Raw genomic sequence first — 13,260 nt, 5'->3', positions numbered from 1 at the left:
AAACAAACAGCAAAGTAAGGGGCAGTATTGCACACTTCTACCCAAGCGTGGTAACCATTTAAGTATACATAAATTTTCCTTAATACAAAGGCTATTTGTTATGATTTTGTTAACAAATTTATGAACAATTTTGTGAACATTGCAGTTAAATTCTACCATACTATACATTTTAAAGGAGAATTCTATGCAAAAAAGACCAATTGCACTAGTCACTGGTACCTCAAGTGGCTTTGGTAAGCATGCATCGGTCGCTTTAGTCAAGGCTGGTTTTCAGGTAATTGCTGCTATGCGTGATCCAGCAAAAAGAGACCCTCTTGACAAATTGGCAAGCTTGCTTATAGATTCTGACCATCTGGAAGTCATTTCCCTTGATGTTACGAATTCGGAACAAATTCAGGAGGCGATCACCTCCATCATTGCAAAACATGGGCGCATTGATTTATTGGTAAACAATGCCGGCTACGCGTTGGGTGGCTTTGCTGAGGAGGTCTCTTCTGAAGAATGGCGCAAGCAGTTTGATGTAAATGTGTTCGGGTTGATCGACGTCACTCGGGCAGTCTTGCCTTATATGCGGCAGCAACAAGCTGGACGAATTATAAACGTAAGCAGCATCAGTGGGCGATTTGGTTTCTCCGGTCTCTCGCCGTATGCCGCATCCAAGCATGCAGTCGAAGGCTTCAGTGAATCGCTTCGCCTTGAAATGCTACCCTTTCAGGTTCAAGTCGTCCTTGTTGAGCCCGGCTCCTTTCGTACAGCCATCTGGGAGAAAGGAATGCAAGACCAACAGCTTGATGAAGACTCTCCTTACGCCTCCCAAATGAAGCAACTAATACGTCACGTAGAAGCAATCATAGAAAAGGCACCTGCCCCCGACGCAGTCATCTCGACGATTGTCCATGCAGCCACCACTCCCAAGCCGCGATTCCGCTACCCGGTTGGCCGAGGTGTGGGACTTACAATCGCTGCAAAAAATTGGCTTCCGTGGTCATGGATTGAGCGAATCGTGACAAAGCGATCGTAATGGTTTTTCCATAAACAAAACACACCCCCAAGGAGTGTGTTTGCACGGTAAGCAACTATACACTTTCCGTTCGTCCTGTGCGTATCAGCCAAACATGCTGGATATATTCTGCTACGCCAAAAAATATCGCAACAAAACCGGCCCCGATTGCAGCAATTTGAGCCGTCGGCAAAAACACAATGCTTCCATAAACGATCAAAAAGCCGATAATCAAGTCAAACATGGTCGTAAGCCAAAGACTCCCTGCTGTAAGGATCGCCCTATCCAAAAAATATCCGGCGATTGCCAAGACAAATCCGACTCCGACAGACTGATATAGATTAGCGAAATTCACTTCTGGAAAGAGAGCATCTGCCAAAACGACCAACAACGGACTAACGAGCAGCTTCATCAAAAGACCGTCCACGTCTATTTACTCTCCTTTACTGGGGGTGTACTCAGTATGCCCCTCGTTTACTTCAGCCATGTCATGAGGCCGTCGTATACGGGCTTGTAAACCATTTCCACCCAGTAAACAGGATTGGGGACAACCCCTTTTTCAGCTCCTGCGTACAAGCCAACACTAATGACAAGCAACCCGAGAAAGACAGCGATCTCTTTGCGCTGTCGCATCCGAATCAATCGGGGCAGCTCGTATGCACAAACGATTATGGATATAACGATGACAGCAAATGTCGACATACAAACTCCCCCTGCCCCTGTTACACAATCACCTTTCTTCAAAGGCATTATTGATGGTTCCTAAACGTCTGATTTTCACATCAGCTTTGACATGTACAGGCAGCTTGGAAAATCCCTTTTCCCAATTACTCCCTATCTTCTTCCATACCTTCGGGTATTGCCGATGAATCGCTTCTCCGAATCCATATATGTCTACTCCATGTTTCTTGGCATTGGCAATGGCTTTTGTCGCCAATGCTTCCAGTGATTTTTCTGCCTCTTTTTCCAGCTCCTTGATCGTATCCTCCTCTGTCAGATCGAGCTTGCATTGCACTTCGCCAATATCATTTTCCAAAGCGATGTGAACGATGACTTCAGGCGTGCCATTTTTCATGGTAGCCTCGATTTTCGCGTCGGCGTGCATGACTTCCAGCGTCAAGAGTCCTCCCCCCTTGCAGGGCATACTTCCGACCGTGCTTTTTACTTTGCCTGTAATGTAACTATAGGCTTTGCTGTCCGCTTCACTCAGCCAGTTAATCATCTTGTCTCCCCGGAAAGTAGCCAATGTCGTATATTGAAGAAGCACGGGGGTATCTATTTGCTCGACGTTATTTCGTTGGTCCCCCTCCCTTGCAGGTCCGGTTAGTCGCACGCCTGTCAAAACCGCTTCTTTCCCTTTGCTGGTAAAGTCAGTAATCAATTGATCCATCGTAACGGCTGCGGTAGGCGCCCATACTTTGGAGGATGTCTCTAAAGAAGCAAACATTTCTGTAGAAGGGATTTGTTCAAGCGGTGTGATCACTCTCAGGATGTTGCGTGCGGTCGTTCCTCTAGCGATGGCAATATAAAAGTCAGTCCGAAACTCATGGTCGCGCGAGACAAAGTCGATGACAGGAGCGATCCCTTCTCTCGCAACCTCCTCGCCAAATATGAGCATCCGCGTGTGGGACATATAAATTTTACGTGGAGAGATCGTGGTCATTTTCCGCACAGCCTCAAAAATCGTCGGAGCGTTCATGGTAAAGAGAGTAACAGGTGAACGTCCTGGCTTCCCCTTGTTGGCCGCTACCTCTGCAGGATCTACTACTTGAACCGAAACTTGATAGCCTCCTTGCACTTTATCAATACCAATCCCGACCCCAATCGCCAAATCGTTCAGTTCTTTTCGATCCCAACAACCAGCTAGGATAATAACGAGCATGATGCAGAGAAGAACTTTTATCCCTTTCACTGGTGCCCACTCCTTTACATGCTGTGGAAAGTTTCTTACTTTCGCGGTGGTAATGGCTTTATCCCTTTAGATTGGCGTCGCAAATTGTTTTTGGTAATCGATTCAGGACGTTTGTCCAAGGCCCAGCGTGGCAAGCGAAAAATCGTGTCTCTTTGCTCTTTCAAAGAAAACGGAGCAAATGATTCCATGTACGGTACGCCAAACGAGCGCAGACTACATAAATGCAGCACCAAGGCTAGCATCCCTACAATAATTCCGTATATGCCAAAAGAAGCAGCCAGCACCATCAGGGGAAAACGAAGAATCCTCACGGTAATCGACATATTGCTCGCTGGGAAAATAAAGCTGGAGATCGCGGTAATCGAGACCACAATGACCATCGCTGCCGAAACAATCCCGGCTTCCACCGCTGCTTGTCCGATGACCAGTGTTCCCACGATGGAAATGGCTTGACCTACTGCACGCGGCATGCGGATTCCAGCCTCTCGCAATATCTCAAAAGCCACTTCCATCATGATCGCCTCAATAAAGGCCGGAAAGGGCACTCCTTCTCGCTGTGCTGCCAAGCTGATCAGAAGCTGTGTCGGGAGCATCTCTTGGTGGAAGGTCGTAATGGCGATATAGAGAGAGGGGGCCAGCAACGCTATGAAAAAACAGGCGAAGCGCAGCATGCGAATCAACGTACTAAAATCAAAGCGCTGATAGTAGTCTTCCGCTGAATGGAAAAACTCAACAAAAAGAGAGGGCACGGTCAAAACAAAAGGAGTCCCATCTACAAGAATCGCTACGCGTCCCTCTAATAGATTCGCGGCCACTACATCCGGGCGCTCCGAGTTAGAAATGGTGGGGAAAGGTGTGTAGGCTTCGTCCTGGATCAGCTCTTCAATCATTCCACTTTCCATGATGCCATCGATGCTGATTCGATCCAGTCTATTACGTACTTCTTCTACCACATCTTCTTCTACAATCCCTTTCATATACACAACCGCGACTTCTGTCTTGGTTTCCTCGCCGATTCTGTTAATTTCAATCCATAGCTTTTCACTGGAAATCCGTCTCCGCAGCAGCGTAATATTCGTGCGAAGTGTCTCCGTGAAGCTCTCCCGTGGACCACGAATGACAGTTTGTGATGACGGCTCGGTGACTCCTCTATCCTTCCACTCCTGCAAACCAATATGAATTCCTTGCGAGCAGCCATCCACGAGAATGATGACACAGCCAGACAGCAATGCTGTAAACAAGGTGGGAAAATCGTATAAATCCCCCATATCCCCTACGGTCAAGATCGATTCTTTTAAAAAGGGAACGAACTCGTCCTCGCGTATCCCTTCCCATTCCTTCAAGCGCATTTTGTATAAGAGACTGTCGATTAAGACGGCTTGTACCAGATACGAATCAACCATGCCATCCGCATACATGACTGCTGCCCGAACGGGTTCTAGGTTATGTAGGACTACCTCTCGAATCACAATGTCATTGCTGTATCCGAGCGATTCTTTTATATAGTGAACGTTGTCGTCTAGGCTGCAACCAATCTGAGCCATTCGGATTGCTCCTCACATCGGCAATTATGAACACAGTTTCTCCGATTGCCCCCATTGCTAAACAAAACGTTCATGACCGTTTTCACAGAAAAAGACCTCGCACTCATGGAAGAGGACAAGGTCTTTGGGTATAAGTTCTACTTATGGAGCAGGTATTTGTTCTTCACCTGGCACTGATGGATCGTCAAAGGAAGGGTCGTTCCATTCTACTTTGTGTTTATCCTGAAGCGTATTTAACCAGGTACCGTAGTTCTGACTGCGATTTTGGTCAGTCAGCATCATCTTGATCTGATCTTTGACTTTATCAAACTCAGGTGCTGGTGAACCCAGCTGTGCTTTATTTGTATCATAGTAGGTTTTGATTTGCTCCTCGGTAACCGGGAATGCTTTATCCAACAACTTATCCCGTGTCATGAGCACGTTCAACTTATCCCGCAGTTGGGCCTCAGTCATTCCCATACTCTTCAAGTAGTTTTGGAATGCCTCAGGTGAACCTACCTGTTTTTTCATCGAATCAATCTCTTTATTCATATCTTCTTGCGTCACCGCGACGTTTTGCGCCTTGGCTTCCTGCTTGATTAACGCTTCCGCAACAAGTTCATGTATCGTTTGTTTTCCGTACGTTTTCTTCATTTCACCGTAAAGCTGATTTTGTGTAATCGAGGTATCGCCAGCTGTTACCAATACAGGGTCATTGCCTTTTGCCCATGATTGATAAAAACCTAAAACAGCTAACCCCGTTACTAATATGGCAACCGTAAGCATGGAAATATCAAACTTCTTCACTTGGATATCCTCTCTTTCTATAATCTGCCCTCCAAGTATAGAAAGAAGTTATGGTAGAAAAATGGAAAGCGTATTACACAACTTTTCCACATTTTAAACATATTATGCGCTACATAAAAAATCGGGTAAAAAAAGAGGAGAGAACGGAGGCGATGACAGGACCTAAAACTGCCCAAACCTGTAGAAAGCGTTCTTGTTTCCTATCTTTTTCTACTTCCATAAACTGAGCAAGTGCTTCCTTGTCCCGATTTTCATTAGACAGCAATTGCAGGATAATATCTTTGTCTTTTTCCGTCTTCTCTGCTTTCGTTTCTAATTCAGTCTGCAGCTTGTTCAAAACTTGCAGTACATCGTAACGCACATCCTCCATGCGTCCCAATCGATGTTCAATTCGTTCCAACCACTTCGTGACGACTAACATTTGTCCCTCAAGCTGATCGATTCGTTCTTCGAATTTGTCTAATTTCAAATAGATACGTTGGATATGCTGATCTATATCTTTCTGATTTTCATAAGGTCCTGCTGTCATAGATTCCACCTCCCCCGTCCGTCCTTTATACTACTTGTTTATGTATCGGTGAGGAGCATTGCCTGTACGGTTATCCCTCTCTGTTCAGTCTCGTGTAAAAAAGGCGGCAAACAAATGTATTTCCAAATCCTGAATTCAGCTAAAATAGAAGGAAGACTATCTAGCATTTCTCTCAAATAAACGGGGACAAAACCGTTTATTCATAAAGGAGGATACCATGACAACCTTGTTGGAGGTAAAAGGGGTAACGGGTGGGTACTCTTACAACCACGCCGTAATTAAAGATGTCTCCTTTCACATACGCGAAAAAGAAATTGTGGCCCTAATCGGGCTGAATGGCGCAGGCAAAAGCACGACAATCAAGCATATCCTAGGACTCTTGGAACCCATCGTAGGTGAAATCAGCATTGCGGGGAAAACTTTTCAATCTGATCCGGAAAACTATCGCTTGTCTTACGGGTATATTCCTGAGTCTCCCATTTATTACGAAGAGCTTACGCTTTGGGAGCATATCGAGTTAATGGCCATGAGCCACGGGCTGGACCGGGAAGTTTTTTATGAACGGGCACGTCCTCTCTTAAAAGAATTCCGCATGGAGGAAATGAAAGACCGATTTCCTCAGCAGTTTTCCAAAGGGATGCGACAAAAGCTCATGATCATGATGGCGTTGCTCGTACAACCGCCTCTGTACATCGTAGATGAACCGATCCTGGGTCTGGACCCGCTGGGGATTCGTTCTCTTCTCACGTGGTTGAACCGTTGCAAGGAGCAAGGGGCTGGCATTTTGATGTCCACACATATTTTGGCGACTGCCGAAAAGCATTGTGACCGATTCATCATTTTGCACAAAGGCGAGATCAGAGCCCAAGGAACGCTTGAGGAGCTTCGGCGTATGACAGGGCTCCCAGATAGCTCTTTGGACGACATATACTTACATATCGTAGAGGATGACGGCCAGTGAAAATAGACGTTGATCAATTATTTCGCAAACGGTTCCATGCCTTTTCCGTAGAATTCATTCGGTATGCCCAGTACATGGCGAATGGCGGTTTAGCGTTTGTTGGGGTCTTTTTGATGGGGTTGCTCGCTTTCTACTACCGCAGCATCATCGCGATGATTCCAGCCTGGTTCCCTTTGCCGTATGCGATGGCGCTCGTGATTGCAATCGTCGTGGTGAGAAGCCCCCTACGCACGTTTTTGCTGGAAGCGGATTTGCTTTTTTTGACTCCGCATGAAGTAAGACTGGATCGCTATTTCCGAAAGGCGCTCATTTACAATTTTGCCATTCAGGGCATGGTGGTGTTTATCGTCCTGCTCCTGCTCATGCCTATGTATACAGGGGTCGTAGGCGCACAAGGCGTGCAGCTGTGGGTGTACTGGTGCATTCCCCTGCTCTTGAAGGGCTGGAATATTTACAGCAATTGGACCTTCTTACGTTTGCCAGATCAGCAGAAGATCGGATTCTATACACTCGCTCGATTTGTCTTTTCGTACATCCTCCTCGCCTGGGTATTGAGCGAAGGCCAATTCTTGCGCTTGGGTAATGTCCCATTCGGTGTTCTGATCTGCGCTGCGCTCTTGATCTGGCTCCATTCGCAAATGTTGACTTATAAGAAAAAACATTTTCTACAATGGTATCGCCTGCTGGCCATCGAAAGCGGCTTGCGTCACCGCTTTTATCAGTTCGTGAACAACTTCCGGGATGTCCCTGCCATACAGCACCAAGTGAAATCACGCTCGTGGCTCATTACCCTGACGAAGCTGCTGCCTTACCATCAATCAACAGCAGGACGTCATTTGTTTACCAAAAAATTCATTCGCTCTGGTGACTTTGCGGGCACTTATTTCAGACTGCTCCTGTTGTCAGCCTTCGTCGTTCTCATATTGCCCGGCCCATATGCGAAAATCATTGCCGGTCTGCTCTTTCTCTTCATGACTGCCAGCCAGATCAGCAGCCTCTGGCGCCATCAGCAAAAGCGCAACGGATATGCAATCTTTCCGATTCGGGATGGGCAGATGAGACAGGCTTTTAGCTGGCTGCGTATGGTTCTTTTGGGTTTTCAGGGTGTAGTTCTTGTGCTCATTGGAATTTTGTAGTGTAAGCTTGCCGTTACATGAAAAGCCGCGTGGAAGAAGCGCATTTCCAGTCCAAGCGCCTCTGGAGCCCGACAAAGCGGAGGGCTGAATGGAGGGAGTGGTTTTAGCTTCAACTCTGCGAATTCCTCATCGAAACTTCTACTTTTGAAGCGGCTCCCGCCATTAAGCCCGGAGCGGACAGTCTTCACCTCTTGTGGGGCGGAGGCCGAAGCGTAGACTGGAAATGCGCTTCTTCCCCCCACTACAGCCACAAAAAAAGCTCTTCCCCAGTGGAAGAGCTTTTTTATTTATCGATAAAGTAATTTACCTACAGTCGGAACGTATCCACCTTGCTGCGCAGCTCTTGAATGCTGTCTGTCACCTGCTCCGTTTCAGACACGAACTGATCAACGTTTCCACTGACCTCATGCATCGTAGCAGATACCTCTTCGGTGGCTGCTGCTGTTTGTTCTGAGATGGCAGTAACCGTCAACACGGATTCATTCACCTTGTTCTGACCTTGCTTCATCGTCTCTACACTTGCCATAACATTCGCAAGCGACGTCTTCAAGGTATGCGTCATATCAGACAGCGCCGTAATGCCTTGTGTGACGGAATCCAAACGCTCTGTACCCGCATTGTAGCGATCCAGCGTCGCATTTGTCTTTTCCGTAGCCTGTCTCACCTGATCTTGAATATCTTTGATGCTCTCCTGAATAACATGAGTTGCCGCACCTGTCTGTTCAGCAAGCTTGCGAACTTCTCCCGCTACCACAGCGAAGCCTCTGCCCGCCTCGCCAGCACGCGCACTCTCGATGGCTGCATTCAACGCTAACAGATTGGTTTGTCCAGCGATCTGCTGAATCGTTTCAATCACGTCGTTAATTCGGCTCGATTTTTCTTCGAGAATCGCCATTGTATTTTGCACTTCATGAAATTGTTTGTTCGTCTCTGTTCCATCTGCCAAAAACTCTTGCAATACTTTATAGCTGCTCTCTCCGATATCAGACACGCGATTGGATACCGCATCCATCTCGTCAATCGCCGTATTCAATTCAGACAGCTCACTCAAGAATTCTTGCACCGTTTGCACCGTCATCTCCATCGCCGTTGCTGTCTGCTCATTCCCTTGGGCAATCTCTTGACTGGTGACCACGATATTTTTGTTTTGCTCGCGGACAGAGTTGGCACCTTCCCGAATGGAATTCGCCATAGTGTCGATATGCTCCGTAGTCTCTTTTACTCCGCCGATGATTTGACGCAGCTGTGCCGTCATCTCACCAAAAGCAACGACAATTCGGCCAATCTCGTCTTTTTTGTTGGAAACGGAAATCTCGGTAGACGTGAGATCACCAGAAGCAATACGCATAGACGCCTCTTGTACAACCTGCAGTGGACGAAGCAGCTTTTTGATCAAGAAGAATACAGCAACCAAAGCAATAATCGTTACGACGATCATAGCGATGATGATCCGTGGCATGGTTTCATCTAAAACCTGATCATTAATCTGCTCCACTTTGTCTGCCGCAGTATCTACACCTAGCACAGCAATCACTTGACCAGATGGATCTTCAATCGGTGCGAATGCACTTAGGTAGTCTCCGTACACAGGGTCTTTGACAATTGGCGTACTGTTCGATCCGCCTGCCAAAACAGGAGAGATATCGGACATGCCGGTAGAGGACGTCTCTTGACCGATTGTAGCTGCCCCCTCTGCTCCCTTCGCCATTCCATCCACCATAATCTTTACCTTTTCACCGTCAGCATGAAGAATATAAACATAAAGGGCGCCTGTTTTTTGCGTGTACTCAAGCAACATATTTCGGATCGACCAGTAGTCGTCAGATTCTTTTGGCTGAGATATAAATGTCGCTATCTTCTCTGAGTCAAGCCCTTGGGAGATATGCAATGCTGTGTTGATGCTTGAGCGCGAGAGTGTTTTTTCAACAGTAGCTACGCTATTTTCGTAAATCATGATAATATTGATTGCCATCATGACGGCAATGATCACCGCTACAAGAGCAACGACCCGTGTTGCCAAGCTCTTACTCATCCTGTTTCACTTCTCCTTCGCCGGTTGCGATATGTGTAATGCGGACCACCCACCCAGGAGCGGACGCTTTGTTGCGGGAGGGTTTGCCTTTTCGTAAAAGGATCAGCGTTGCTGTTCTCACACGGTGCTACTCGATAAAAAAAGCACCCAAAAAGGGTGCTTTTCCTAAACACTCCCTACCAGTCTTATCGACAATCGGTAGTGATTTAATTAGGACTTTTGTTGGGCGATCACGAGAAAGCGATGGGTAGGAATATCGATATAACCAGCCGCTTCGATTTTCTGGTGCAGATCGAGTAAGGCTTGAGCGTACTTTTCAACAGTAAAGTCGCGAATCTGCCATTCGATAGCCTTCAGGTAGTAAACAATGGCACCTATGTCGTAAAAACGCGAAAAGCTCATTTCCTCTCTTTGCTCTACAATCCTAAGACCAGCTTCCTCCAGTTCGTTCACTGCATAGGCTAGATTCCAGTGCAAGTAATCTGGCGGAATGGGAGCGTCCAGCAATCGATTCAGCTCGAGATTGTCTTGACCGCCTACTTGCTGGGTAACAAATGTGCCCCCTGGCTTCAACAGGCGCTTTATTTCAGAAGGCAAATAAGCTTCATGTCGATTAATAATCAAGTCAAGTGACTGATCCTCAAAAGGCAATATTTCTTCCCCGTCTACCGGAAACACACGAACACCCAGGGGCTCCAGATTGGCTTTTGCCACCGCTACATTCGGCTCATAGCCTTCTGTCGCATACGTTTCCAAAGGGAACGGCGCAAGCGTAGAAAACAGTTCTCCACCACCTGTTCCCATTTCCAGCATAGAGCTGATCCCTTGCATGTTCTTTTTCACGAGGTTTACATAGTTCCAGCCAAGTGGTGCATCCTGCATCCTGCCTGTCGCAGTCAATCTGGCAAAATCCCACCCAGCGAATGGGGCCTCTACTTCCTCTTGAAAGCTTTTGATCCAATCCTTCTTTTCCATGTTTGCTTCTCCTCTCGTTTATACCAGTCTGTTCGCGCCCAATCCAGACGAGGCAGGAGGAGCTCGAGAGCGTTGTTACGTTTGCACAAAATCAAAGGACATGAGTAAAAGTCCCCTCCCCAATATACTTCTCCGACTTAAGGCGGAGTGAAAATACTGCCCCAGTACGTTTGGTCCTCGGCCGTTTCTCTATATCATTAGTATCGAACTAGTAAACAGGAGGAACTGATCATGGCTGATTTTGAAGTGCTTGCCGGGATTCATCAAGGATTGTTTCTGGTCCTTCTCATCGTCATGCTGGTCCCTACAATCATGGCAAACCAGCTCGTTTTCCGTCCGACGAAACGGGCTTTCATAAGCAGTGCTCGCATCACTTTATGTTTTTTATGGTCGGCCCTTTTTGTCTTTGCAGGGCATTTGGTGATGACGTGGGTTTTGTTTGAATCCTTTGGCTGGCTTTACATAAAGGATAAGCTGCTTGGCTTTTTACCTTTTATTTTGGTTCCATTGCTTTTCTGCCTGCTCTCTACTTTTCCACGACTGTGGGAGTTGGCCGGAAAAGGAGGCAGAGATTCGAGACATTCACAAGTAGATACGGATTATACCCGAATTTTGTTACAAGAGAAAAATGTTCGGCCTGTAAAAGCAAACTCCCCTGACCTAGATGACACGTTAGATGCAGAGTGGCGAGGAGACGCATCATGCCCCGAATTGCTCGTTCCGTTGCAAGCCACCGTCTTGGGCTGCCTAATTGCACTCTTCCTTCAAGTCTTTTTTCCTGCTGTTACGTTGGAACCGTCCATTTTATTTCTTGCTTGGGGTGTACTATTAGCTGGGGTCTCCCTGCTTTGGATTCAGCAATCGTGGCAGCATCAATACCACTCCACTGCGGACAACTGGGTAAAACCGCGCCGTCTGCTCCGCTTCATCCGTTTTGCCATGCTTTTCCTGATGACCGCTTTACTTGCAACGATCTGGGGAAATCAAGCGATGATAGCGAGCCGCCTTCCCGACCATCCATCCTTGGGAGCTCAGAATCAGGACGATCACGCTCTCCCCGATTTCGTTTTCCCTGTAAGGGCAAGTGCCTATTCAATGCCTTCCACAGAGAAACCTAGAAGTATCGATGTATCAACAAAATCAAACCAAGAAAACCCTGATCGAACGTTTTCGCTGAACGCACAGAAAACAACCATCCGTCAGGCATCAGGCAAAACCGTAGAAGCATGGACCCTGAACGGACAATATCCAGGACCTGAGATGCGTATGAAGCAAGGTGAGCTCGTCGAAATCACCCTGCTGAACAAGGATATATCCGAAGGGATAGACATCCACTGGCATGGCATGCAGACTCCCGCTAGCAATGATCGCCTTGCAAAAGGAGAAAAATCTGTATTGCGTTTTCGTGCAGAACAAACAGGAACGTATTGGTACCATTCTCATCAGCAAATTCCTGGGCAAGTAGTGAACGGGTTATTCGGTGCCCTTGTGATCGAGGCAGCCGATGCAGCGACTACAGGAAAATCCATCCGCGACATCGCCATGATTCATCACAAGGATGAAAAGGCAGGCGCGACGTTAAACGGCTCAGATACGCAAAAAATCGAAACAGTTACTCCTGGCACAACGGTTCGCCTGCGCTTTATAAACGCAGAAAATGCTCCTGTCACCTATTTGCTGCAAGGAACTCCTTTTCAGGTAGTAGCGATAGACGGAACCGAGGTAAACGAACCGAATTTGATTGCCAATCAAGCCTTGCAACCGGGTGGAGGCGGTCGATACGACATTCAGTTTACGATGCCGAATCGTCCCGTGCTATTTGCTCCAGCTGCCAACCAGCATGACAAGGGGCTGCTCTTAAGTCCAGACGGGTCCAAAGATGCTGTACCCTTCTTAAACGCAGAGCTTTCCGTCTTTGACCCTGCACGTTACGGTAGTCCGACTGCTCTTCCTTTTGATCTCTCTTCCCATTTTGATCGGGAATATCAACTGCTCATTGATAGTCAGTATGGTTTTTATGACGGTAAATTCGAGCGATTATCGACTGTAAATGGCGACTTGCTTCCTGATACCCGGATGATGCTTGAAGAGGGCGATCTCATAAAGCTAACCTTCGTCAACCGCAGCTTTCAGGATCAATCGCTGTATCTGCACGGTCATCACATGCTCATCTTGAGCCGGGACGGCAAAAAGGTTACGGGAAGTCCATGGTGGACGGACACTCTCCAGATAGCGCCGGGTGAAACCTATGAAGTTGCTTTCCGTGCGAATAATCCTGGTGTATCGATGAAAGAGAACCCTCCTAAAGATGAAACTGCTTTTGGTATCGCAGTCCCGCTCGTGTATGAAGAGCATCTCCAAAAAGAAAACAGCAGTCCGTAGCGA

At 47.2% G+C, this 13,260-nt stretch carries 12 protein-coding genes; 4 read left to right on the top strand and 8 right to left on the bottom strand.

All coding sequences use genetic code 11. The annotated features are described in order from the left end of the window. Positions 1 to 184: 184 nt before the first annotated feature. On the top strand, positions 185 to 1,021 hold the full coding sequence (locus ODZ53_RS26135) for an oxidoreductase (RefSeq protein ID WP_372681118.1): 837 nt from the start codon (positions 185 to 187) through the stop codon (positions 1,019 to 1,021). A gap of 55 nt (positions 1,022 to 1,076) precedes the next feature. Here the strand turns inward: ODZ53_RS26135 and ODZ53_RS26130 are convergent, their stop codons facing one another. The 6 genes from ODZ53_RS26130 to ODZ53_RS26105 all read right to left on the bottom strand — a co-directional run bounded on the left by ODZ53_RS26130 (position 1,077) and on the right by ODZ53_RS26105 (position 5,771). After that, the gene (locus tag ODZ53_RS26130; RefSeq protein ID WP_064201612.1) at positions 1,077 to 1,427 is read right to left on the bottom strand and encodes a DUF2512 family protein; all 351 of its coding nucleotides are present in this window, start codon (positions 1,425 to 1,427) and stop codon (positions 1,077 to 1,079) included. Positions 1,428 to 1,474: 47 nt separating this feature from the next. Continuing rightward, positions 1,475 to 1,702, bottom strand: a complete 228-nt coding sequence (locus tag ODZ53_RS26125; protein ID WP_199927341.1) for a hypothetical protein — start codon at positions 1,700 to 1,702, stop codon at positions 1,475 to 1,477. 28 nt (positions 1,703 to 1,730) lie between these two features. Further along, positions 1,731 to 2,912, bottom strand: coding sequence for a Ger(x)C family spore germination protein (locus tag ODZ53_RS26120; RefSeq protein WP_372681116.1), 1,182 nt, complete (start codon positions 2,910 to 2,912; stop codon positions 1,731 to 1,733). 35 nt (positions 2,913 to 2,947) lie between these two features. Continuing rightward, positions 2,948 to 4,456, bottom strand: a complete 1,509-nt coding sequence (locus tag ODZ53_RS26115; protein WP_372681114.1) for a spore germination protein — start codon at positions 4,454 to 4,456, stop codon at positions 2,948 to 2,950. 141 nt (positions 4,457 to 4,597) lie between these two features. Further along, positions 4,598 to 5,242, bottom strand: coding sequence for a SurA N-terminal domain-containing protein (locus ODZ53_RS26110; protein ID WP_015893246.1), 645 nt, complete (start codon positions 5,240 to 5,242; stop codon positions 4,598 to 4,600). Between the two features lie 109 nt (positions 5,243 to 5,351). Continuing rightward, positions 5,352 to 5,771 (bottom strand): hypothetical protein, encoded by a 420-nt coding sequence (locus ODZ53_RS26105; protein ID WP_015893247.1) that lies wholly within the window; start codon positions 5,769 to 5,771, stop codon positions 5,352 to 5,354. 217 nt (positions 5,772 to 5,988) lie between these two features. Here ODZ53_RS26105 and ODZ53_RS26100 point away from each other — a divergent pair, with 217 nt between their 5' ends. Further along, complete coding sequence (locus tag ODZ53_RS26100) at positions 5,989 to 6,732, top strand: ABC transporter ATP-binding protein (protein WP_372681111.1); 744 nt, start codon at positions 5,989 to 5,991, stop codon at positions 6,730 to 6,732. Further along, entirely contained in the window at positions 6,729 to 7,868 is a 1,140-nt protein-coding gene (locus ODZ53_RS26095; RefSeq protein WP_372681109.1) for an ABC transporter permease, read from the top strand. Before ODZ53_RS26100 ends, ODZ53_RS26095 begins: the two co-directional genes overlap by 4 nt. 307 nt (positions 7,869 to 8,175) lie before the next feature. On the opposite strand, the gene ODZ53_RS26090 is transcribed toward ODZ53_RS26095, so the two are convergent. Both ODZ53_RS26090 and ODZ53_RS26085 read right to left on the bottom strand, forming a co-directional pair. After that, positions 8,176 to 9,900, bottom strand: a complete 1,725-nt coding sequence (locus tag ODZ53_RS26090; protein ID WP_372681107.1) for a methyl-accepting chemotaxis protein — start codon at positions 9,898 to 9,900, stop codon at positions 8,176 to 8,178. 210 nt (positions 9,901 to 10,110) lie between these two features. Continuing rightward, positions 10,111 to 10,875 (bottom strand): class I SAM-dependent methyltransferase, encoded by a 765-nt coding sequence (locus ODZ53_RS26085; protein ID WP_372681105.1) that lies wholly within the window; start codon positions 10,873 to 10,875, stop codon positions 10,111 to 10,113. 231 nt (positions 10,876 to 11,106) lie between these two features. Here ODZ53_RS26085 and ODZ53_RS26080 point away from each other — a divergent pair, with 231 nt between their 5' ends. After that, on the top strand, positions 11,107 to 13,257 hold the full coding sequence (locus ODZ53_RS26080) for a multicopper oxidase family protein (protein WP_372681104.1): 2,151 nt from the start codon (positions 11,107 to 11,109) through the stop codon (positions 13,255 to 13,257). Positions 13,258 to 13,260: the final 3 nt, after the last annotated feature.

Origin of the sequence: Brevibacillus sp. BD137 (genome assembly GCF_041644655.1) — a bacterium.
Lineage (GTDB): Bacteria > Bacillota > Bacilli > Brevibacillales > Brevibacillaceae > Brevibacillus > Brevibacillus brevis_D.
Note: the sequence above shows the minus strand (reverse complement) of the source record. Positions and strands in the feature narration are given on the sequence as shown.